Below are 22,962 nucleotides of genomic sequence, written 5' to 3'. Positions count from 1 at the left end.
AGAATAAAGAGGAAATTATGAAAATAAACTATTCCTATTGGCAAGCCATAGCCACTTTGGTCGGCACGATTGTCGGCGCGGGGATTTTGGGCGTTCCATACGCCATTTCAAGGTTCGGCTTTTGGCCCGGACTGGCCATGCTGGTTTTACTGGGTCTGGCCGTGCTGTTGATAAACTTAATGATGGGCGAGATAATCTTGCGCACCAAGCAAAGACATCAGCTCATGGGCTATGCCAGAAAATACGTGGGCAAGTGGGCCGGCCGGCTGGAAGGATTTTCCATGCTGTTCGCCAATTTCGGAGCTTTGGCCGCTTACATGATCGGCATAGGCATCGCCTGCCGGGCGATTTTCGGCGGTGAAGCATTTTGGTACAGCTTGGCCGCGGCCGTCATCGGATCGCTTTTGATTTGGATCGGATTGAATGTCATTAAAAAAGTGGAACTGGTCATGACCGCGTTTTTAATTTTGGCCGTGCTGGTGATCGCTTTTATTATTTGGCCGCATATCAATTACGAAAATTTCAATCCAATCGACCTGAGCAAATTTTATGTGCCATACGGAGTGTTGCTTTTCGCTTATGGCGGTATTTATTCCGTTTATTCGGTCAGGAAAATTTTGGAAAGAAAAGAAAAATTGATGAAAAACGCGATTGTCATGGCTTGCGTTTTGCCCATTGTTTTGTATGGAGTATTCGCGTTTTTGGTTTTGGGCTTAAACGGAACCAACGCGACCGAAGTGGCCACGATCGGACTGGGCGCGGCTTTGGGGTCGAAGATTTTGGTCTGGGCCAATTTATTTTCCGTTGTGTCCATGTTTACCAGTTTTTTGGCGATCGGCATTTCACTCTGGCAACTTTTCCATTTTGATTATCGTTTGAAAAAAACCTATTCATGGCTTTTGGTGGCGGGAGTGCCAATGGTAATTTATCTTTTGGGCAATACTTTTTTTATCAAAACATTGTCGATCGTGGGCAGCGTGGCTGTGGGACTGACCGGCATCATCATGATTTTGACCTATTGGCGGGCGAAAAAGTCAAAAGAAAGAAAGCCGGAGTATGTTTTGCCGAGATTCAAGTTTCTCGGTTGGGGGTTGATTTTCATGTTTTTTTCGGGTATAATTATTACCTTGATAGAAGAGTTAATTTAAGTTACGAATTACAATGTTCTGTTAAACTTTCAGGTTATCTGTTACGAATTACAAGATTCTATTTAGCTTTCAGGTTATTTGTTACGAATTACAAGATTCTCAAGCATAAAGCCATGGATGAATGTAATTTGTAACATATATTAATCGGCCTACAAGATGATTGTAATTCGTAACAATATTAAACATGGCCATTAATCCTCCCAAAACCAAATATTACAGATTTTTGGAATTGATTCCAGGTTTTTTGATTTGGGCGACTTTTATCGGAGCGATAGCCATGTCTTTCGTTAAACCGATTTGGGCCATATATTTCATAATCGTTTTCGACTTGTATTGGGTTTTTCGCGTCAGCTATTTTATTTTTCACATCACTTTCGCTTGGCGGAGATTTCATCGAGACTCTAAAATAGACTGGGCGGCCAAAGTCAGAGAAGTGCCGGATTGGCAGAAAATATACCATTTGATTTTTTTGCCCACTTATAATGAATCATACGAGGTTTTGAAAACCACTTTTGAAAGTCTGGTGAATTCCACGTATCCGCTCGATAAAATGATTGTCGTTTTGGCAGGCGAAGAGCGGGCTCAAAAACATTTCGAAGAAGTTTCCGAGAAAATCGAAAAAGAATACAAACATAAGTTTTTCAAATTCGTAAAAACTTTGCATCCCGACGATGTGCCCGGAGAAATGAAGGCCAAAGGCGCCAATGCGGCTTATGCGGCCAGACAAGTCAAGGAATTGATCGATTACGAATGGAAAATTCCGTACGATGACATCATTGTTTCTTATTTTGACAGCGATACCGTGGTTCATCCCAAATTTTTCGCCTGTTTGGCGTACAAATATTTAACTCATCCCAATCCGACCAGAACTTCATATCAGCCGGCCGTTTTATACAGCAATAATATCTGGGACGCCCCGGCTGCCATGCGCGTGACCGCTTTCGGCACGGTTTTTTGGTTGCTGACCGATTTATCCAGGCCGGAGCGGCTGTTTACTTTTTCATCTCACAGTATGAGCTGGCGCGCCTTGGTGGACGTGGATTTTTGGCAACACGACATCGTGACCGATGATTCCAGAATATTTTTGCAATGTTTCATGAAATACAACGGTGATTACACGGTGACGCCGATTTACATTCCGGTGTCCATGGACACGGTGCTCGCCGATAAATATTGGGACAATTTTAAAAATTTATACAAACAACAACGCCGCTGGGCGTATGGCGTCGAGCATTTCCCGTACATGGTGTCCAACTTTCACCAGAAGAAAAAATTGATTCCGCTGGGCAAGAAAATAAAATATTTGTTTAATATGATCGAAGGCATGTATTCTTGGGTGACCGCGCCGATTTTGATTTTCTTGTTGGGACGATTGCCATTGTGGTGGGTGAAATATCAGCCCGAATCAAACAGCGTCTTGGTGCAAAACGCGCCTTTTGTTTTGGAATGGCTGATGACGTTGGCCACGGCCGGCATCGTGATCAGCGCCATATTCAGTTTGCTTTTATTGCCGCAAAGGCCCAAAACACACAGTCGATTCAAATATATTATTATGCTTTGCCAATGGGCGCTGGTGCCGATCACTTTCATCGTTTTCGGTTCGATCCCCGCCGCCGAATCGCAAACGAGATTGATGCTCGGCAAATATTTGGGCTTTTTCGTTACTCCAAAGGCCAGAAAGTAAGTCATGGAACATATATCATATAACACGGATCGGTCATGTATCATTAATTATGGAAAATAATATAAAATTTCATGACAATATTACAGATTTGGATTTATATGAAAAAGTTGTAAAGTTAGCAGATGAGATTGGCGCCATGCTTTGGGGTACAATAGAGAGAATAAATTAAATTTGATCCATGATTCAAGATCCATGATACATGAAAATATGTCAAAAGTTTCCATAAATTTAGTCACCTGGAACGGAGCCAAATACATTCAAGCTTGTTTGAAGTCGGTTTTTGAACAAACTTTTAAAGATTTTAGTTTGTTGATTATCGACAACGGCTCCACTGATGACACGCTTGAATTGATCGGTGAAAAATTTCCGCATTTAAAAATCGTGCGGCACAAAGAAAATCAAGGCTTTGCCAAGGCGCACAATCAGGCGATTCATTGGTCAAAAAGCGATTATGTTTTGGTGTTAAATCAAGATATCATTTTAGAACCCGACTTTTTGGAAAATATAGTCGCTCTCATGGATAAAAATCCTCGAGCCGCCGCCGCGAGCGGCAAGCTTTTGCGCTGGCAAAACAATCAAAAAACCAATTATATTGACACGCTCGGTTTGAAAATATATAAAAATCATCGAGTGGTGGATTTGGGCAGCGGCGAAGTCGATCAGGGGCAGTATGACGGCGTCAAAGAAGTTTTCGGCGCGTCCGGCGCGGCCCCGGTTTTCCGAAGGGAAGCGCTCAATGACGCGGTGGAAAACGGTCAGTATTTCGATGAAGATTTTTTCAGCTATAAAGAAGACGTTGATCTGGCTTATCGTCTGCGCTGGCGAGGCTGGCAGGCCTGGAGAGTGCCGTCCGCCGTCGGTTATCATGATCGTTCGGTCTCGGGACCGGCCGGAAAAATGAACAGAAGGCTGATCATGAAGGCGAGAAAATCAAAATCGCGCTTCGGCACTTTTTATTCATACCGAAATCATTTGTATGTTTTGCTAAAGAACGCTCCCAAGCTCGGTTTGTCGATATTTTTTTACGAATTGCAAAAATTCTTATATATTTTATTCGCGGAACAGTCGTCTTTGAAAGCATTTTCCGAAGCGATGAAAAACAGAAAAAAGTTTTTGGAAAAAAGAAAGCTGATTATGGAGAGGAAAACGGATGATGCTAAGGAGATTGAAAAATGGTTTGTTTAAAGGTTACAAATTTACAAATCGTATACAAATATTACAAATATAAATATGGATAAGAAAAAGAGAGTAAAAAATATTCGGAAGTTAGTAAAACAGAGAATTGAGCTTAAAAAAGAGCTTGATGATCTTGATGATTATAAAAAGAAAATGGAAAAAGTAAGAAAAAAATATGCCGGAGATTCCAAAGATAACAATTGAAAAACCGAAAAAGGAAAAAACACGAGAGCAGGTTTTGGAAATGTCGCCAAAAGAGCTGGTTGATTATTTCACTGAGCTTGAAGAAAGAGGAGAGCTGCAATCATTTCTGGAAAAAGCAATTGAAGATGATGCTTTAATTGCACAGTTAAGCTATTGGGAAAAATGGCTGGAAAAAGATCATCGCAAATTAGTTGATCAGGTTGTTGAGAAAAAGAAAAAGATGTATCCGGGAGAAAGCGATTCTTTACCGCTCGAATTGGAAAAGAAATTTTTACCTGAAGAGCTGGAATTAATAATGAAAAATGTTGGAGCAATTCAATTAACATTTGGTTGTTCAAAGAGCTGCGCTTTTTGCGGTTTTGATGCAGTACCCGGTGTCAGAGAGCATATTCCTTATTCGCAAATAGCAAATTTATTTCAGAAATATGGAGATTTATTCAAAGAGAGACGTTTTGATTTTCCTTTGTTATACTGGGCGTCAGAACCTTCGGATTATTCAACGCAAGAAGGTTTGCAAGACATGACATATGAGGATATTCACCAACTGGCGAAAGAATATACAGGAATTACTCCACATATTACATCTAGGGAAACAAAAGATATTGAATGGTTAAAATTTTTGGAATCAGTTGGTGGCATGGCTAGGGTAAGCGTGTATGGCCTGTCAGAGCAAAGAGTATTAGGGGTCGAGGATGTCACAGGAGAGTGGGTAAGAAAAGTCGGTAAAGGCGATATACAAAGAAAAGGCATAGGTAAAACTATTTTAGGAGAAAAATCAATGATCGGAAGAATGGGTATAGGTAGCTTTGATGGTACATTGATAACTCCAAGAGGGCTTTATAATGTTATACAAGTTCCTGTATCAGAAAAATACCCACAGGGACAAATTGTTGTTCCAATAGAAAAAGTAAGAGAAGAGGGTAGAAAAATTAAAATTGGAGATTCTGTTTCTGATCTTATGCTGTATGCGGTGGTAATTCATATGAGGAGAAAGGGACGGATTTCAGGTTCAGTTTTCCCTGATTTATTAGTTAGAGTTGGAGATAAATATTACAATATTGCCCTAGATGACAATTATAAAATATCCGAAGTAATTGAAAATGAAGTTACTATGCCTCGCAATCAATTGCGAGAGGAGGAATTATCTATTCAAAATGATAAAGACGTTACAAAAGAACAATGTGATAAGAAGTTAACGGAAATTCGGGAGAAAATTCAGTTGTTACGCATAAAAGAGCAACTAATAATGAAGCGTATTATCCAAAAGCATACCTTGCTCGATCAATATAAAATCGATCCCATTGATTTAGAAAGATTTAGGATACAAGTAAAAATGGAAGCGCCAAATAAATTGCCTTATCTAGTTATAGAGGATAGTGCCGGAGGGTTTGACCGTATGGGAATGGGAGCTAAAGTTGAATATGTTAGCGAGGAAAGCGCGGAGATTGAAAAGCATTGGGATATCGGTTCAGTAATTAGCAATGAGGATGTAATTGATAAGTTGGGAAGAAAATTTTATTTTAAGGTCAAGTTAGGTAAGAAATTAGTATTTAAAGAAAAAATGCGAGGTGAGCAACCGGAAGAGGTTAAAGAAATAAATTCTTTTTCCGAGGATGAACAAGAAAATATTGATAATTTTATTAAGAAATGGATAAGTGGAAATGAGAATCTCTCTGAGTTAGCAAAAGAATTTTTAATTTTGTATGCAAGAAGTACAAAAACATTTTCTGATAAAGTACGGAATAATAATATAATCAAGCTTTCCCTTCTTTGGGCAGGAGCTGCAGTTATCTCAAGAAGGGGAGAAGAAGACCAAATTGTCTTTTTTGATTGTAGTATTGGAGGCAAATAGGGACTAATAAACTACTCGCCTATCGTCCCATCGACTCACTGACCTGCAATATATGAATTTATCGATAATTATCCTAACCTACAAAAGCAAAAATTTGGTGCGCTTCGCCTTGAAAGATTTACTGGCCAGCAATTTGCCCGAACAGACCGAGGTGATTGTGGTGGATAATGATTCCGGCGATGGCATTGAAGACATGATCGAAGAAGAATATCCGCAAGTTCGATTTATTCAAACGGGCAAAAATTCGGGTTTTGCCGCGGGCAACAATGCGGGCATCAAGGCGGCGTTCGGCAAATACATTATTATCATGAACCCCGATATCTTCGTTGAAGACAATTCCATTGAAAAATTGTATAATTATATCAAGGAGAAAGAAGGCGAAGGTGTCGGACTGGTGGCGCCGAAATTGTGCAATCCTAACGGATCGCTTCAGCACACCTGCTATAAATTTCACAAATGGTCCACGCCGCTTTTTCGACGGACTTTCTTGAGCAAGTTGCCGTTTGGCAAAAAGCATCTGAAAAAATTTTTAATGGACGATTGGGATCATAATTCCATCAGGGAAGTCGATTGGGTGCAGGGATCTTGTTTTATTATGCGTAAAGACTTGCTGGAGCAAATCGGCTGTTTCGATGAAAAATATTTCATGTATGTCGAAGACATGGATCTTTGCCGAAAAATTAATTTGGCCGGCAAAAAGGTGATTTATTATCCGGAAAGCAAAGTGATTCATTTGCACCGTCGCGAATCAAACGACGGCAAATGGCATCAGGTTTTTACCAATAAATTGACGAGAGAACATATCAAGAGTTGGTTAAAATACATGTGGAAATTTAGAAAAGGGAATTTGAATGAGCTGAAGAAGGATATTAAGATGTAGGTTATGGATCACGTATCATGAAAAATGAATCATGAAGCATAAAACAAAAATAAATGCTCGAACATTTCAAAAATTACGCGGATGACAATCCGAAGCAAGACATTGAGACGGAAAAGCTCGAAACCCGGACCGTTCATCTGAAAATGCCGGAGCCAAAAGTTTCGAAAACTCCGGGCAGAATCGGCAAGTTTTTTGTCGCCGTTTTTAGGGTCTTGCCCACGGCGCTGATCGTTTCTTTGGCCGGAGTCATAATCGCCTTGGTGGCGATCGGACTTTTGTTTTTGCCGTATTTGAGCGTTATCAAAGCGGTTTATTTGGATACTCACGCGGCCGTGGAAAATTTGAAATTGGCTCAAAATTATTTATTGAATCAAAAGTTCAACGAGGCCGAGCAGCCGCTCAATGAAGCGAAATCAAGGTTTTCTTCGGCCAGGCAGGAAATCGAGCCGATGTTAACCAGCTTTTACACCAAGATTGGATATGTTAATCAACAGTTTTTGGGCGTCAATGATTTGTTGATAATAGGCGAACAAATTTCCGATTCCCTGATAGACATCAATAAGCTCGGCGAAAAATTCATTGATGTCACCGGAGCCACCGATGTTTCGCTGCAAAATTTATCTTCGGAAAAGAAAAGAGAGATTTTGATGACCTTGGTCAATGCCGGGCCGGAGCTCGAAAAAATCAGCGACAACTTGGCGCAATCCACTCAAAAGCTGAACGAATTTCAATCCAGGCCGCTTTTTCCTTTGCTCGTCAAGGCGGCTCAGCCGATTTCCGATAATTTGCCATTGCTTGACTCTCTGGCTCAAAAAGCCATCGTTTACGGACAAGTTTTGCCTCCGCTGCTCGGATATCCGGATCAAGCTAATTATTTGTTGCTGTTGGAAAATAATGATGAATTGCGGCCTGGCGGAGGATTTATCGGGACATACGGCATTGTCAAAGTCAAAGACGCGGAGCTGATCAGCGTGTTTACGGACAATATTTATAATTTGGATTATCCTTCCAAGGAATATTTAAAAATAAAACCGCCGGCGCCGATAGGTCTTTTTCTGTCGCAGGAATTTTGGTTTATGCGAGATTCCAATTGGTGGCATGATTTTCCGACATCCGCGGAAAAAGTGGAGTGGTTTTATCATCTGGAAAACGGTACGGAGAAAAATATTAACGGGGTTATCGGCATGACGCAAACATTCATTGAAGATTTGCTGTCGCTGGTCGGACCGATTGAAGTGGGAGAATTTACTTTCACAGCTGATAATTTTACGGATCAATTGCAATATCAAGTTGAAAAAGGTTATTTGCATCAAGGCATAAGCACGGAGGGCAGAAAAGACATTATCGGCGATTTGGCCAAGGAGTTGCAACACCGGCTGTTCACCTTGCCGCAAAATCAGTGGTCTCGTTTATATGGCATTATCAGCGAAAATTTCAAAGAAAAGCATTTGATGATTTATTCGAAAAACAAATCGTTGCAAACTCGGATGACCGATCTCGGCTGGACGGCGGAAGTCAATCGAAGCGACGGTGATTATCTGGCCGTGGTTGACGCTAATTTGGCCGCTTTGAAAACGGATTTGGTCATGTCCAGAAATTTGGAATATGAAGTTAAAGAAACCGAAAACGGTTTGACCGCCAAATTAAAAATGGTTTATGCCAATTCCGGCGAATTTTCATGGAAAACCACGCGCTACCGCACTTACAACAGGGTTTATGTTCCCAAAGGCAGTCAGTTGATCAGTTATCGAGAAAACGGGAATTTGGTCGAATCAAAAGATGTTGATATTTTTGAGGAACTGGGCAAACAAGTTTTTGGGCATTTTTTCATTGTCGAACCCAAGGAAACCAGAACTCTGGAAATCACTTATAAGTTGCCGGCTACGATTGGCAATCAAATAAATAGCGGCGTTTATAATCTTGTCGTTCAAAAACAGCCGGGACTTGATTTGGCGGGGTTGAAGCTTGATTTGAACTTTTCCAAATCCGCGATGTCATATTCCGAAGGCATGGTCGCGAGCGGCAATGATCTTCAATTTTCCGGGAATTTATTGACCGATAAAATGTTTAATATTAGTTTTAAATAAAATTTATGGAAAAATTCAGCGCTGAACAACCGAAAACATTGGAGGGATACTTTGATGAGTTGACCGTTTCCGAATTGCCCGAAAGTTATCTGGAATTGGTCACCGAAAAGGTCAAGGCTGATTGGCTGGCGGAAACCAATAATAGAATCGAAAAGATCAAAGAGCAGGTCAAAGACGCGGCCATTAATTTGCAAAGTCAGGCTAAATTAACTTTGGAAAATTGGAAGAAAAAAGAAGCATATTTGAGATATCAAGAAGCGATGAGAGAGCAAGATTACAAACCGCTCCAAGGCTTTGGCGTCAGGCGACGCGGGGAAAGAGATGTTTACGATGGTTGGTGGCGCATTGAACAATCCGGCATCAAAGTCGGTTCCTTGGTGGTCGGGCCCGAAGGAAAGGTGATGGAAGTGAGGAATATCACGCCCACCGCGTTGCTTCAGCTCGAAGGCAAGCCCGGCCCGGTCAGCGCGGCCAGTTATAACTTGGCGCCGGAGATGGAAATTTCCGAGGTGGCTTAAAATGAATTTTAATTTTCAAAAAATCGGCCGGGTTTTGCGCCGGTTTTTTTAATTTGAGTCTATCGGGATTCTTTGGTAAAATGGACGGGACATTGAATATACGAGATTACAGATTTGTTTACAGATTATACGAGATTAACCAATCTCCAATCTGTATAATCTTGTATGTTTATCTGTAATCTCGTAAATTCAAAAAGTATGAAATTTAATCATCTCCACGTCCACAGCCATTACAGCCTGCTCGACGGCTTGGCCAAAATCGACGACCTGGTCGCCAAGGCCAAGGCGGACGGTATGGAAGCTTTGGCGCTGACCGATCATGGTTCCATGTACGGCGTGATTGAGTTTTATCAAAAATGCAAAGCCCAGGGCATTAAGCCGATCATTGGCGTGGAAGCGTATTTGGCCGCGACGTCTTTATCCGATAAATCTCAAGGACTGGCCGCGAAAAGATACCACGTTATTTTGCTGGCGCAAAACGATATCGGTTACAGAAATTTGATCAAATTGACCACCATCGCGCATCTCGAAGGTTTTTATTACAAACCCAGAATAGACTGGGAGCTTTTGAAAAAACACGCGGACGGCATTGTGTGTTTATCAGCCTGCCTGCAAGGAGAATTGCCCGAAGCTATTTTGAGAAATGACGAAAAAAAAGCGGAAGAAGTTATTTTGAAATACAAAGAGCTTTTCGGGGACAGATATTTTCTCGAGGTTCAGCATCACCCCAATATTCCGGACCAAAAAAAAGTTAACGCCAAGATATTCGAATTGGGGAAAAAACACGAGGTGCCGATCGTGGCCACCAATGACATTCATTATTTGAACACCGAAGACGCGGAAGCCCATGACATTCTGATTTGTTTGCAGACAAAAAAGAAAATCGCGGATACCAATAGAATGAGCATGCTGGGCGAAGATTTTTCTTTTTTCACCACCGCGCAAATGGCCGATTTTTTTCGCGGCAATCCCGAAGTGATTGAAAATACGAACAAAGTGGTCGAGATGTGCAATTTGGAAATTGAATTGAACCGCACGCTCTTGCCGTCGTTTGACCTGCCGGCCGATAAAACGGCCGCCGGCTATTTGCGGGAACTTTGCGAAGAGAATTTTCAAGCAAGATACGGTTTTGAACTTAAAAATGCGGAGACAAAAGAACAAAAGGAAATTTCGACGCGGCTGGATTTTGAATTGGAGACCATTGAAAAAATGGGATTTTCCGCTTATTTTTTGATCGTGCAGGATTTTATCAATTGGGCGAAAAAAAGCGGCATTGCCGTGGGGCCGGGCAGAGGCTCGGCGGCCGGCAGCATTGTCGCTTATTTGACCAAGATTACGGATATTGATCCGATCGCTTATGATCTTTTGTTCGAGCGATTTTTAAATCCGGACAGAATCTCCATGCCTGATATTGATACTGATTTCGCGGATAAACGTCGCGACGAAGTTTTGAAATACACGGAAGAAAAATACGGCAAGGATCACGTGGCTCAAATCATCACTTTCGGCACCATGGCAGCCAGAGCCGCGGTCAGGGACGTGGGCAGAGTGCTTGATTTGCCTTATTCTTTTTGCGACCAGATTTCCAAATTGATTCCCATGAGTATTGATCTTGATGAAGCCATAAACAACGTGGCCGAAGTGCGTGATATGTACTCCTCGAACTCGGACGCCAAGCGTCTGCTTGATTTCGCGAAAAAACTGGAAGGCGTGGCCAGACACGCCTCCACTCACGCTTGCGGCGTGGTGATCGCGCCCATGCCGCTGGATAATTTTGTGCCGTGCCAGTATTCGACCAGCGGGGATGAGGCCATTGTTTCTCAATATTCTTTGCATCCGATCGAAGACTTGGGGCTGTTGAAAATGGATTTTTTGGGTTTGAAAAATTTGACGATCATCGAGCAGGCCATTGAAATAATCGAAGCCGTGCATAAAATAAGTTTGCCGCAAGATGAAATTCCGCTGGACGATGAAAAAACCTACCGGTTGTTTCAAGAAGGCAAAACCACGGGCGTGTTTCAATTCGAATCCGGCGGCATGAAGCGATATTTGAGACAGCTCTCGCCAGAGCGATTCGAAGATATCATCGCCATGGTCGCTTTGTACCGGCCCGGTCCCATGCAATTTATCGATACTTTCATTAAAAGAAAAAGCGGCGGAGAGAAAATAACTTATCTTCATCCGAGCATGGAGAGAGCTTTGGCTGAAACGTACGGCGTCACGGTGTATCAAGAGCAAGTCATGGCTTTGTCCAAAGACATGGCCGGCTTTACCGGTGGCCAAGCCGATACTTTGCGAAAAGCCATCGGCAAAAAAAAGGCGGATTTGATGGCGAAAATGAAAGACGAATTCATTGTTGGCTGTCAAAAAAATAAAATCGATAAAAGAGCGGCCGAGGAGGTCTGGAAGACGTGGGAAGCGTTCGCTCAATATTGCTTCAATAAAAGTCACGCCGCTTGCTACGCGATGATTTCATACCGCACCGCTTATTTGAAAGCCAATTATCCGGCTGAATTCATGGCGTCGCTTTTAACCTCCGATCTCGACAACATGGAAAGAGTGGCCATTGAAATCGATGAGTGCAGTCAGCTGGGCATTGAGATATTGCCGCCGGACGTCAATGAGTCTTTCGGCAGGTTCGCCGTGGTCAAAGAAAGCTTGAGCACCGAGTCTCCGAAAATAAGATTCGGTTTGTCGGCCATCCGCAATGTGGGAGACAATGTTTCCAAAGCGATTATCGCGGAAAGAAAAGCCAACGGTCAATATCAACGATTGGAAGATTTTTTGCTTCGTTTGGAAAACAGAGTATTGAATAAAAAATCGATTGAAGGCTTGATCAAGAGCGGCGCGCTGGATCGGTTCGGCGATCGCAATTATTTGAATGACAATATCGATAAAATGCTTTTCTTTTTGAAAGAGACGGAAAAAGACAGTCAATCAAACCAAGTCAGCTTGTTCTCCTCGGCCGGCCCGACTCTGAGGCTGAGAGATGAGATCACCAAAACCAGCAAGGAACAAATATTGTCATGGGAGCGTGAATTTTTGGGTCTGTACGTCAGCGAGCATCCATTCAAAATGTTTGAAAATGAACTGGCGCCGGTCATCACCAAATTGATCGAGGCCAAGCAATTGAAAGAAGAAGGGCAAAAAGTGAGAGTGGCCGGCGTGGTCACCGGCATAAAAAAGATTTTGACGAAAAAGGGCGATCCCATGCTTTTCGTGAAAATTGAAGACGCCATCACCGGCGTTGAGCTGTTGGTTTTTCCCAAGATTTATCAAGAGACCATGAGCCTGTGGCAGGAAGAAAAGATTTTGGTGGTTGAGGGAAGTTTTTCGATAAAAGACGGAGATCCCAAAGTGCTGGTCAATCAAGTCTTTGAAATCAATGAACAAAACAAATTGATGCTGGCGGAAAATCTGAAAACCAAGCCGATCGCCGAGCCGGATAGAGGCAAGTATTACAAAAAAAAGGATACGGACAATTCCCCGAACAATAAAATACCTCAGGTTGTTTTGGCCTATCCCAAAGGAGCGACCAAAGAGCAAGCGACCGCGGTTAAGAAGCTTTTTCTCGAATATCCGGGAGAGGAAATCGTGGTTTTGAAAATAGGGGAGAAGATGATCAGGACGAATTTTAAAATCGCCAAATCCGAAGAATTCGATGAAAAATATTCGGCATTGATCGGATTGATTTAAAGTTTGATAAATCGGCGGATTTAGGTGTGTTTTTACGGGTTAATGCTCGTATTTTTTTGTCTAAAATTAAATAAAACATGGCGTAAATCCAATGAAGAATCGTAGCTTTTTCATGAAAGACCGTTTGAAAAAGGATGGGTTCGACCTCGCGAACGGCGGATTCTAATATCCGCCGTCATCCTCAACGTCCTCTTTTGGCAGCGCTCTCAGAGTCGCTGCCGTTTTTTTGCAAAAAAACGTATTTTTTAAGCTTGACAATTTTTGGAAATTTTTGTACAATATTGTGGCAAAACGCTTAACGGCGTTTTTTGCTTCTTTTCCAAGCAATTTCAGAGTTTCGAGCAAGGCTCTGAAAAACTTTAAAAAGAATCAAAGGTCGCTTTTGCTCATTTTACAATTAAGTTGGCTACGCTTATGACACTATTTTTTATTGGCTTGGTGGAAATGCTGATTATTTCAGCCTGGACGAAAACAGTCACCGAAGCCAAAGTGTTAGTCAGCGGAATAGTTACCGTCATCAATGTGTTCATCTGGTACTATGTTTTGCAACAGGTAATGTCGGACATCAAAAATTGGCAGATTGTCTTGGCTTATGCCATCGGTTGCGCCATCGGCACCATGATCAGCACGTTTGTTTTTAAGATGATGGACAATAAAAGGCGGTCGAGGCTTGAAGAAAAAAAAGCCGCCGCTATTGAGAACTGATATATGTCTCAAATTTCCGTGAACTCGGACGATTATTCGTCTACGTAAAAGCCGCTTTTTTCGAAATGATTTGAAAGGGCGGCTTTTATATTTTAAAAACAGCGCGGACGCGCCTATCCACAGCGCATTATTAAAATTTGTGTTATAATTAAAACAGGCCAAAATTTAAATGGATATTTTATGGTTTTGTATAAAGTGCGTTTATCTCACATCTATCGCAAATTGATTTTCGTTTTTTTGATCGCTTGCGCCATTTTAATATTATTTGTCGTTTTAATTGTTTTCAATAAAGCGGTGATTAAAATCACGCCTGAAAAACAAACCATGAAAGTCGATTTTCCGGTCAATATCATGGCCGGAGCGGACAGCCAGTCAGCCTTGTCGATAGAAGGAAAATTAAATGACGTGATTATTGAAAAAGAAAAAGAATTCAGCCCCACCGGCAAGAGAAAAGTGGAAAACGACATTATCGGCAGTATTAAATTAATCAATGAATATTCCAAAGACCAGCCGCTCGTGGCCACCACTCGATTGAAAACATCCGACGGCATTTTGCTCAGATTAAAAAACAGCGTGACCGTGCCGGCCGGCGGCAGCGTCAATGCCAAGGTGTATGCGGACGATCCGAATTCATTTAAAGAAATAAAGCCGACCAAATTCACCATTCCCGGCCTTTGGGAAGGATTGCAGGATCAAATTTATGGGGAAAGTTCCACGACTTTTCTTAATTCGGCTCAGGAAGTGGGTTTCGTTCAGCAAAAAGACATTGATCGAGCCAAGGAAGAATTGCTTAAAGAAATAGAGGATCAGGTTTCAGCCGATTTCGTTGATGGCAAAGACGGCGCGATTTTAGTGGTTGACAAGGAAATTTTGGAAGAGGAAGTCGGCGCCAAGGTCGATGATATAACCGATAAATTCACGGTCAAAACAAAAGTTAAAGTAACGGTGGTGATGTTCGATCGCCAAGGGCTTTATCCGATCGCCGGAGAACAGCTTTTGGGTCAAGCGGCCGAGGGTTTCTCATTAAGCGGAGTTGATTTGGATAATTTTGACTATACGATTGAATCTTTTGATCTTGAAAATGAAACGGTGACCGTCATGATTCACGCAGAGGGCAGATATAAATTGGATGAAAAAAGTCAGATTTTGGATAAAGAGACTTTGATGGGTTTAACGGAAAAAGGAGCGGAATTGTATTTGAACGCTCTGCCGGAGATCGCTTCCGCGGAGGTTGCCTTGTCTCCTTTTTGGGTGAGGCATATTCCGAGTTTCGAGGATCATGTTATAATTGAAATTGTTGAATAAGCCGCGGAGACTTGCATCTTTTTTCGTGATTATATACAATATCAATGCTCGCCAAAAGCGATTGGGCCGATTACCAATAGGCCTTCCTTTCGGGGAATCGAAGATTCGAAAGACTTTGACTAAGCGGTCGGCGGCGAAATGAAGAGTCGTCCGCAATGGACGAAAATTGGGTGGAACCGCCCCTCGACTCGCTCTCTGCGAGTTCACTCGCTCGGGGTCCCAAGCATTTTTGACTTGGGTTTTTTGTTTAAATAAAATAATAAGTTGTAGGTTGAAAAATTAAAGTTAAATACTTTAATCCGGCAACTTTCAACTTTAATCCAATATGAACGATTCAAAATCGGAAGCCATGCGTCACTCTATGTCTCATATCATGGCCCAGGCCGTGCTGGCGTTATATCCGGGAACGAAATTGGCCATCGGTCCGTCGATTGACAACGGTTTTTATTATGATTTAGACGCGAAACATTCATTCACGCCGGAAGATTTGCCGAAAATCGAAGAGAAGATGAACGAAATCATTAAGGAAGATCAGAAATTCGAGCGATCGGAAAAAGACATTGACGAGGCGATTAAAGAATTCGAGCAAGCCGGAGATATTTACAAATTGGAACTGGCCAAGGAATTGAAAGAAAATGGCGAGACCAAATTGAGTTTTTACCAAAACGTCGATCGAGACGGCAATGTAAAATATGTTGATATGTGTTCCGGCCCGCATCTCAAATCAACTGGTAAATCCGGCGCGTTCAAGCTGGACAAAGTGGCGGGCGCTTATTGGCGCGGCTCGGAGAAAAACAAAATGCTGCAAAGAATTTACGGGCTGGCTTTTGAGAAGCAAAAACAGCTTGATGAATATTTGAAGATGAGAGAAGAAGCGGAAAAGCGCGATCATAAAAAATTGGGCAGAGAGCTTGATTTGATCAGCTTTCACGAAGAAGGTCCGGGTTTCGCTTTTTGGCATCCAAAGGGCATGATTTTATGGCATAATTTGCTCGATTACTGGTATGAGCTTCACCGAAAATGGGGTTATGAGGAAATAAAAACGCCGATAATTTTGAAAGAAAAACTCTGGCATCAGTCCGGCCATTGGGATCATTACAAAGAAAACATGTATTTTACGGAAATCGACGGGGAAAAATACGCCATCAAGCCCATGAATTGTCCGGGCGGAATTTTAGTTTTTAATTCGAACATGCATTCATATCGCGAATTGCCGCTTCGCTATGCCGAAGTCGGGCTGGTTCATCGCCATGAATTGTCCGGAGTTTTAAACGGACTTTTTCGCGTCAGAGCGTTTCATCAAGATGACGCGCATATTTATTGCCGGCCAAATCAAGTGAAAGATGAAATCAAAGGTGTGATGAGTTTGATCGATGAAGTTTACAAGACTTTTGGCTTCAAATATCGCGTGGAGTTCTCCACCCGGCCGGAAAAATCTACGGGCACTGACGAAATGTGGGAAAACAGCCAGCGATTGATCAAAGAAGTGCTGGAGGAAACGAAAATGGATTACACGTTAAACGAAGGCGACGGCGCTTTTTACGGTCCCAAAATCGATTATCATTTGACCGATTCGCTGGGGAGAAATTGGCAGTGCGGCACCATTCAGCTGGATTTTTCCATGCCGGAATTGTTTGATATTTCCTACATCGAAGATGATGGGCAAAAAAGACAACCAGTTATGATTCATCGCACGGCTTACGGCTCGCTCGAGCGTTTCATCGGAATTTTAATCGAGCATTACGCGGGCGCGTTCCCGCTCTGGCTGGCTCCGGTTCAAGTCAAAGTGATTGCCGTGAGCGAAAAGCATTTTGATAAAGTAAAAGAGTTGGCCTCGCAGTTTTCCGCTGAAGGCATTCGCGCGGCCGTGGATACGACCGACGAGACCGTGGGCAATAAAATCAGAAAGGCTGAAATGGAAAAAGTTCAGTATATGTTGGTTTTTGGAGATAAAGAGCTTGAAAGCGGCAAATTGAATATCAGGCAAAGAGGGGAGAAAAAGACGTTTGAAATGGCCATGGAAGATTTTATCGAGCGAGTCAAAAAAGAGGTTGCTGTGAAAAAGTGATTTGTTTTTAGATTTTATGTTTGATAAGATATTTGTACTTAATTCATAAATAAAAAATTTATGTCATTTGAAACAGCGACTCCCATGCCGGAGGAGAAAATTGATCTCAATAAGGAGCTTCAAAAAGGACAAGAAGAATTAAAAAAATTTGAGGCCATGCAAGCGCGTTTGGCCGGGGAAGCGGCTTCCGATCCTGAAATCAAGGTAGCGCTCGAAAAGTCGCAAGAAGCGTTATGGGAAACGTTTGTTAAAGGTTTTGGCTATTCTTCCCAGACTCATTTGGAAGATTTGCCTCCTGAAGATCGGGAAAAAGTCGAGTCATTCAAACAAGGTTTATGGAGCACCTTCAAAAGCGGCTTTGGTTTTAGAGATAAAGGCCCTGACATGTAATTTCCAAATTAGATTTTAAATTGAAAAAGCATCGAGCGTTGGTGTCGCTTGATGCTTTTAAATATGTCGTCGCTTTTGCCAGTAGCCACGCCAGCGAATGACGCGGCGTTGCCACCAGCGCTTCAGTCCGGCCGCGATCCGTCGCTTGAGCGGCGGAGGGTAGTTTTGCCGAAACACGGACAGCAGGACCAAAACGCCGAAGACGACGTTTTTGGAGTAGTCCGCTTCCGAAGCGCACAGGGGGTGAAAGCCCTTGATGTAGAGGTCTTTCCACGGCTGTTCTTGCTTCGGCGAAAGAGCCTGCCAGAAAGCGCGTTCTTTCGCCAGCAGGCGCTCCGTAGCCTTCTCGTCCTCGAGCGTTTTGCCAAGAAGAAGCATCCGCTCGGCGCTCATCGTAATCTTGAGGTAATACGGAGCCACGGATTCCACGATCCGTGTCACGTCCACCACCGGAAACACCGGTTCCATGGCCCAGTGTTCCAGCAACTCCCACATGTGGGGGTTGTAGCTTTGAAACGGCGGTGTTGTCGCAACTTCCCCGTCATCTCTCGGTTTGATCGGCCGAACCTTGGAGGTGACTTCCACCAGCTCGGCGCGAGTTTGTTGTCGTCGCGCTGCGATTCTTTCCGCCTCGCCGCTTTGGCGGTCGATGAGCTCGAACGTCGGCGTTGAGGTCGCGGCCGTCACTGTTTCCGTCATTCGGGAATGTCCCGGTTTCGGCTGGATCACCACCTGACCGTCGCCTTCCAGCGTGGGCGTCAGGCGCACTGCCGGCAGTTCTTGCGCAAAGGCCGCGGCCGTTGCTTGACGATGCGAGTGATCCGCCTCGCTGATCACGGGCATTTCTTGCGTGATCGGGCCGTCGATTCCGAACTCGCGTTCGGGTTGTTGAGGTTCCTTCCTGGCGCGAAACTCAGCCAGACTAATCACCGATCCCATGTTCAGACTCCTTTCCGATTTTCAGAGTTTCGTCATATTGTACATTATTTGATAGGTTTGTCAAGCTTTGTTATTTTTTCAGCTTTTTGAGCTTAAATTAAAGAAGTTGTTCACTTTGCGTTTTGGCAATTCGGTTGATTATTGTATAATTAAAACAGCAATTTAATTAGTCGCAAAAACAAAAATTATGAAAAAATTTCTGTTATTTTTTACTATTTGTCTGCTGGCGGCCGCTCCGATTACGGCATATTTGGCGGTTTATGATCCTTTGGTCGCCAAGCAGTGGTATTTGGAAAAGATAAATGCTTTCTCGGCCTGGGATATCACCAAAGGCAGTCGCGAGGTGGTGGTGGCCGTGTTGGATACGGGCGTTGATACTTCTCATCCGGATTTGGCCAGAAATATTTGGGTTAATACGGACGAAATCGGAGGGGATAATATTGACAATGATCACAACGGCTTCATTGACGACGTGAACGGTTGGGATTTTATGTATGATCAGCCGGACGTGCGGCCGGATACGAATTATGGGTATGATGAATTAATGCTTCATCACGGAACGTTCATCGCGGGCATCATTGCCGGCGTTGAGAACGGCCGCGGCATTACCGGCATTGCCAGCAACGTGAAAATCATGCCGATAAAAGTGCTCGATGAATTCGGTTTCGGAGATACCAGTATTGTGGCGGACGCCATCGATTACGCCGTGGATAACGGCGCGGATATCATTAATTTGAGTTTGTCCGGATACGATGATTCATTGGCCGCCGCCAGAGCGATCGAGAGAGCCAAAGCCAAGAACGTCATCGTGGTGGCCGCCGCGGGTAATGGCTGGTACGGCGAGGGATATGATTTGGATGAAGATCCGGTATATCCGATATGCTATGACAGCGAGGGAGAGATGTTGGTGATCGGCGTTGGTTCTTCCGATATCAGCAATGTGGCTTCCATTTTCAGCAATTACGGACATTCTTGTCTTGACGTCAGCGCGCCCGGCGAAGAAATGTTCAGCACGAAAATTCATCAATTGGCGAGAACCGAAGATGAATATTGGGGCGACGATTCTTCCGGAACATCTTTTTCCACGGCCGTGGTCAGCGGCACAGTCGCTTTGATGAGATCGATCAACAGAAGTTTGACAGTGGAAGATGTGGTCAAAGTGTTGGAAAAAGGAGCGCAGGAACTAAAGATATTGCCGGGGATGGAAACGGATGACATGGGCGCCGGCGTCATTGACGCGCATAACGCTTTGAGGCAAGTCCTGCTTCAATACGGGAAAAATTCTCAAAGAAACGGGCCGCGGCTTTTGATCAGTCCGCAAGGAGGAAAAGACGCGGTTTTGAATATTATCAATGACAATTTGGAAATCGACACCAAAGTCACTTTGTTCGACACCGAGTTCGCGGCCGGAGCGCAAGCCATAATGCTCGATATCAATGGCGATGGCAATCTCGAATACGCGGCCGCGCCCGAGGCGGGCAGTCCGGCTTTGCTTCGCATCCTTTCTTTGAATCAACGGCTTTTGGCAGGCAAGTACATGTTTGAGCAGAATTTTTTGGGTGGAGTTAATTTGGGTAAAGCGGTCATTGACGGAAAAAACATTCTTTTGGCCTGCAGCGGCGCGGGCAGAAATACCGAGCTTTTGTTCATTGACGAAACCGCGCAAAAAATAAAATCCTTTTTTCCGTTTGATGATCAATCCGGTTGCAGCGTGTCAGCCGGCGATGTGAACGGCGACGGCATTGACGAGCTGGTGATCGGTTCTTTGGGATCAAATGAAGTGAAAGTGTTTGATTCGGACGGCAAAATAATTCGATCATTTATCGCTTACGATATAAATTTTAGCGGCGTTTATGTCACGGTCGCCGATTTGAACGCGGACGGTTTGAATGAGATAATCACCAGTCCCAAAAATGGCATAGTGGAAATAAAAGTTTTCGACGGCAATAACGGACCGACGGTAACTTTTTCCGCTTATGGCGACAGTTTTACGGGCGGCGCCAAAACAGCGGTATTTGATTTTGATAAAACGGGCAATTTGGATATTGCCGTGGTGCCCGGACCCGGTGGCGGGCCTCACCTGAGAGTTTTTGATATCTTGGGTAAAGTCCTGGGTGAAAAATTTATCTATGACAAAAGCATGTCAGGCGGTTTGAATGTCAGCGCTTGGCCTCTATGATTTTGTCCGTTTGATTTATGCTGAATTCCTTTTTTTTAAAATACCCGGCCGCGCGGCAGTTTTCCAAATTCGCGCTGGTCGGCTCTATCGGCACGGCCATTGATTTTGGCATTTTAAATTTGGGTGTGGAAATTTTGGGTTTGGCCGTATATTTGGCCGCGACCGTTTCTTTTTTCGCGGCCATGACCCACAATTTTTTGCTGAATAAGTATTGGACGTTTTCCAAAAACGGCTGCCGCGCCAAATTCATCAATCAGTGTTTTAAATATTTTTCGGTCAGCATGGTCGGACTTTTTATCAATTTGGGAGTCATGTTCGTTTTGATCGAAGGCGCCGGGCTGTGGTACAATTGGGCCAAGGTCTTTGCCACCGGCCTGGTGATCATGTGGAATTTTTCCATCAACAGGCAATGGACGTTTAAAAAATGAGAAATTGAGATAATTAACATTTAAATTTATGTGCGTGTTTTGCAAAATCATCAATAATGAAATTCCGAGCAGAAAAATTTACGAGGATAATTTTACGGTGGCGTTTTTGGACATCAATCCTGTTAATCAGGGACATGCTTTAATCGCGCCGAAAAAGCACGTGGAAGATATTTTATCCGCCGGCAACGAGGATTTGTCTCATTTGATCATCGCTTCCAAAATAGTGGCCAAAGCCGTCATGAAAGCGCTTGATTATCCCGCATTCAATATTGAAGTGAATAATGGAGCCGTGGCCGGCCAGATGGTCAATCATCTGCATTTTCATGTGGTGCCCAGAAAAGAAGACGACGGCTTGAAACACTGGCCGGGCAAACAATACGGCGAAGGAGAAATGGATGACGCGGCGGATAAAATAAAGGCGGTTTTAAAAACCGAAGGCGCGATTAACGGCGTCAGTTAGAAATGACAATGATTAAACAGCCCCAAAACCAAGGGGCTTTTTTTGTTTACGCCATTTTTTAGGATTTAATCAATATTTACAACGTCTAAAAAAAATGATAAAAGACAAGTGATTAAATATAGCTTCTATTAAGCTTCCCAATATGAAATTACTTGTCACAGGAGGCGCGGGATTCATCGGTTCGAATTTTATTTTGTACATGCTGTCCAAATACCCGCATTACGAAATTATCAATTACGACAAGCTGACTTATGCCGGCAATTTGGAAAATTTGAAGTCCGTGGAGAACAATCCCAATTACAAATTCGTGCGCGGCGATGTTTTGAATTATGAATTGCTGGATCTTTGCGTCAAAGACGTGGACGCGGTCGTGCACTTTGCCGCGGAATCTCACGTGGACAAATCCATTTTGGGAGCCGAAGAATTTGTCCGCACCAATGTTTTGGGAACGTACACTTTGCTTGAAGTGTGCAAAAACAACGGCAACCTGCGATTTCATCACGTCTCAACCGATGAAGTTTTCGGCTCCTTGCCGCTCGAAAGCAGAGCAGCTTTTTCCGAAGACACTCCTTATAATCCGAGCAGTCCGTATTCATCATCAAAGGCGGCTTCAGATCATTTGGTCAGAGCGTATTATGAAACGCACAAATTGCCGATTACAATTTCGAACTGTTCCAATAATTATGGACCTTATCAGTTTCCGGAAAAAGTCATTCCGCTTTTTGTCACCAATTTGATTGAAGAAAAAAAAGTTCCGCTTTACGGCGACGGGCAAAACGTCAGGGACTGGCTGCATGTAAAAGACCACGCGGCGGCCATTGACTCGGTTTTGCATTACGGCCGAATGGGGGAGACATATTGCGTGGGCGGGAACAATGAAGTTTCAAACATTGATTTAACCAAAAAAATATTGAGCTATATGGGCTTCGGCGAGGAGATGATAGAATACGTAAAAGACAGGCCCGGCCATGATCGGCGCTACGCCATCAAGCCGTACAAAATCATGGCCGAATTGAATTGGCGGCCCAAATATAATTTCGAAGAAGGTTTGAGAGAGACCATTGATTGGTACATGGAAAATAAAGAATGGTGGAGCCGCGTCAAAAGCGGGGAGTATCAGGATTATTATAAAGAGTGGTACGGTAAGAGGGTTAATAGTTAGAATAGTTAAAGTAGTTAGAGAAGTTCTAAGTTAGAAAAGTTTTTTAAAATAAAGAAGACAGCGTTGTTGATTGCTGTCTTT

17 protein-coding genes and 1 pseudogene are annotated in these 22,962 nt (G+C 43.3%); 17 read left to right on the top strand and 1 reads right to left on the bottom strand.

The window, feature by feature from the left end; genetic code table 11:
- The first annotated feature begins 17 nt into the window (after positions 1-17).
- The 13 genes and pseudogenes from VMX18_02935 to VMX18_02875 all read left to right on the top strand — a co-directional run bounded on the left by VMX18_02935 (position 18) and on the right by VMX18_02875 (position 17,713).
- The gene (locus VMX18_02935; GenBank protein ID HUT22339.1) at positions 18-1,148 is read left to right on the top strand and encodes an aromatic amino acid transport family protein; all 1,131 of its coding nucleotides are present in this window, start codon (positions 18-20) and stop codon (positions 1,146-1,148) included.
- A 184-nt stretch (positions 1,149-1,332) separates the two neighbouring features.
- Positions 1,333-2,832, top strand: coding sequence for a glycosyltransferase family 2 protein (locus tag VMX18_02930; GenBank protein ID HUT22338.1), 1,500 nt, complete (start codon positions 1,333-1,335; stop codon positions 2,830-2,832).
- 207 nt (positions 2,833-3,039) lie between these two features.
- Positions 3,040-4,017 carry a glycosyltransferase family 2 protein gene (locus tag VMX18_02925; GenBank protein ID HUT22337.1) on the top strand — a complete coding sequence of 326 codons (978 nt, stop codon included), beginning with the start codon at positions 3,040-3,042 and terminating at the stop codon, positions 4,015-4,017.
- A 45-nt stretch (positions 4,018-4,062) separates the two neighbouring features.
- Positions 4,063-4,212: a hypothetical protein gene (locus tag VMX18_02920; GenBank protein ID HUT22336.1), complete on the top strand. Its 150-nt coding sequence runs from the start codon at positions 4,063-4,065 to the stop codon at positions 4,210-4,212.
- Complete coding sequence (locus VMX18_02915) at positions 4,184-6,064, top strand: hypothetical protein (GenBank protein HUT22335.1); 1,881 nt, start codon at positions 4,184-4,186, stop codon at positions 6,062-6,064. Before VMX18_02920 ends, VMX18_02915 begins: the two co-directional genes overlap by 29 nt.
- Positions 6,065-6,116: 52 nt before the next feature.
- A complete protein-coding gene (locus VMX18_02910; GenBank protein HUT22334.1) occupies positions 6,117-6,944 on the top strand; it encodes a glycosyltransferase family 2 protein in 828 nt (275 codons plus the stop codon).
- A gap of 53 nt (positions 6,945-6,997) precedes the next feature.
- Complete coding sequence (locus tag VMX18_02905; GenBank protein HUT22333.1) at positions 6,998-9,031, top strand: DUF4012 domain-containing protein; 2,034 nt, start codon at positions 6,998-7,000, stop codon at positions 9,029-9,031.
- Positions 9,032-9,036: 5 nt separating this feature from the next.
- Positions 9,037-9,549 (top strand): hypothetical protein, encoded by a 513-nt coding sequence (locus tag VMX18_02900; protein HUT22332.1) that lies wholly within the window; start codon positions 9,037-9,039, stop codon positions 9,547-9,549.
- A 198-nt stretch (positions 9,550-9,747) separates the two neighbouring features.
- Positions 9,748-13,245: a DNA polymerase III subunit alpha gene (locus tag VMX18_02895; protein ID HUT22331.1), complete on the top strand. Its 3,498-nt coding sequence runs from the start codon at positions 9,748-9,750 to the stop codon at positions 13,243-13,245.
- 414 nt (positions 13,246-13,659) lie between these two features.
- Positions 13,660-13,950 (top strand): DUF5698 domain-containing protein, encoded by a 291-nt coding sequence (locus VMX18_02890; protein ID HUT22330.1) that lies wholly within the window; start codon positions 13,660-13,662, stop codon positions 13,948-13,950.
- 180 nt (positions 13,951-14,130) lie between these two features.
- Positions 14,131-15,255, top strand: a complete 1,125-nt coding sequence (locus VMX18_02885) for a hypothetical protein (GenBank protein ID HUT22329.1) — start codon at positions 14,131-14,133, stop codon at positions 15,253-15,255.
- A gap of 343 nt (positions 15,256-15,598) precedes the next feature.
- Positions 15,599-17,323 (top strand): annotated as a pseudogene (gene thrS / locus VMX18_02880) (threonine--tRNA ligase).
- Between the two features lie 60 nt (positions 17,324-17,383).
- On the top strand, positions 17,384-17,713 hold the full coding sequence (locus tag VMX18_02875; protein HUT22328.1) for a hypothetical protein: 330 nt from the start codon (positions 17,384-17,386) through the stop codon (positions 17,711-17,713).
- A gap of 57 nt (positions 17,714-17,770) precedes the next feature.
- On the opposite strand, the gene VMX18_02870 is transcribed toward VMX18_02875, so the two are convergent.
- Positions 17,771-18,652, bottom strand: a complete 882-nt coding sequence (locus tag VMX18_02870) for a hypothetical protein (protein HUT22327.1) — start codon at positions 18,650-18,652, stop codon at positions 17,771-17,773.
- A 187-nt stretch (positions 18,653-18,839) separates the two neighbouring features.
- Between VMX18_02870 and VMX18_02865 the strand changes: the two genes are divergently transcribed.
- The 4 genes from VMX18_02865 to rfbB all read left to right on the top strand — a co-directional run bounded on the left by VMX18_02865 (position 18,840) and on the right by rfbB (position 22,881).
- Positions 18,840-20,831, top strand: coding sequence for a S8 family serine peptidase (locus VMX18_02865; GenBank protein ID HUT22326.1), 1,992 nt, complete (start codon positions 18,840-18,842; stop codon positions 20,829-20,831).
- Between the two features lie 17 nt (positions 20,832-20,848).
- Positions 20,849-21,259: a GtrA family protein gene (locus VMX18_02860; protein ID HUT22325.1), complete on the top strand. Its 411-nt coding sequence runs from the start codon at positions 20,849-20,851 to the stop codon at positions 21,257-21,259.
- A gap of 28 nt (positions 21,260-21,287) precedes the next feature.
- Entirely contained in the window at positions 21,288-21,719 is a 432-nt protein-coding gene (locus VMX18_02855) for an HIT family protein (protein HUT22324.1), read from the top strand.
- Between the two features lie 142 nt (positions 21,720-21,861).
- On the top strand, positions 21,862-22,881 hold the full coding sequence (gene rfbB, locus VMX18_02850) for a dTDP-glucose 4,6-dehydratase (GenBank protein ID HUT22323.1): 1,020 nt from the start codon (positions 21,862-21,864) through the stop codon (positions 22,879-22,881).
- The last annotated feature ends 81 nt before the right edge of the window (positions 22,882-22,962 follow it).

The organism is Candidatus Bipolaricaulota bacterium (assembly GCA_035528115.1).
GTDB lineage: Bacteria > Patescibacteriota > Patescibacteriia > UBA11705 > DATKZF01 > DATKZF01.
The sequence above is the reverse complement of the archived record's forward strand: the minus strand, read 5'-3'. Positions and strand labels throughout refer to the sequence as shown.

Coding starts and splice junctions, on each gene's coding strand:
- VMX18_02935 (HUT22339.1), top strand. CDS start 18: ATGAAAATAAACTATTCCTATTGGCAAGCCATAGCCACTTTGGTCGGC.
- VMX18_02930 (HUT22338.1), top strand. CDS start 1,333: ATGGCCATTAATCCTCCCAAAACCAAATATTACAGATTTTTGGAATTG.
- VMX18_02925 (HUT22337.1), top strand. CDS start 3,040: ATGTCAAAAGTTTCCATAAATTTAGTCACCTGGAACGGAGCCAAATAC.
- VMX18_02920 (HUT22336.1), top strand. CDS start 4,063: ATGGATAAGAAAAAGAGAGTAAAAAATATTCGGAAGTTAGTAAAACAG.
- VMX18_02915 (HUT22335.1), top strand. CDS start 4,184: ATGCCGGAGATTCCAAAGATAACAATTGAAAAACCGAAAAAGGAAAAA.
- VMX18_02910 (HUT22334.1), top strand. CDS start 6,117: ATGAATTTATCGATAATTATCCTAACCTACAAAAGCAAAAATTTGGTG.
- VMX18_02905 (HUT22333.1), top strand. CDS start 6,998: ATGCTCGAACATTTCAAAAATTACGCGGATGACAATCCGAAGCAAGAC.
- VMX18_02900 (HUT22332.1), top strand. CDS start 9,037: ATGGAAAAATTCAGCGCTGAACAACCGAAAACATTGGAGGGATACTTT.
- VMX18_02895 (HUT22331.1), top strand. CDS start 9,748: ATGAAATTTAATCATCTCCACGTCCACAGCCATTACAGCCTGCTCGAC.
- VMX18_02890 (HUT22330.1), top strand. CDS start 13,660: ATGACACTATTTTTTATTGGCTTGGTGGAAATGCTGATTATTTCAGCC.
- VMX18_02885 (HUT22329.1), top strand. CDS start 14,131: ATGGTTTTGTATAAAGTGCGTTTATCTCACATCTATCGCAAATTGATT.
- VMX18_02875 (HUT22328.1), top strand. CDS start 17,384: ATGTCATTTGAAACAGCGACTCCCATGCCGGAGGAGAAAATTGATCTC.
- VMX18_02870 (HUT22327.1), bottom strand. CDS start 18,652: ATGGGATCGGTGATTAGTCTGGCTGAGTTTCGCGCCAGGAAGGAACCT.
- VMX18_02865 (HUT22326.1), top strand. CDS start 18,840: ATGAAAAAATTTCTGTTATTTTTTACTATTTGTCTGCTGGCGGCCGCT.
- VMX18_02860 (HUT22325.1), top strand. CDS start 20,849: ATGCTGAATTCCTTTTTTTTAAAATACCCGGCCGCGCGGCAGTTTTCC.
- VMX18_02855 (HUT22324.1), top strand. CDS start 21,288: ATGTGCGTGTTTTGCAAAATCATCAATAATGAAATTCCGAGCAGAAAA.
- rfbB (HUT22323.1), top strand. CDS start 21,862: ATGAAATTACTTGTCACAGGAGGCGCGGGATTCATCGGTTCGAATTTT.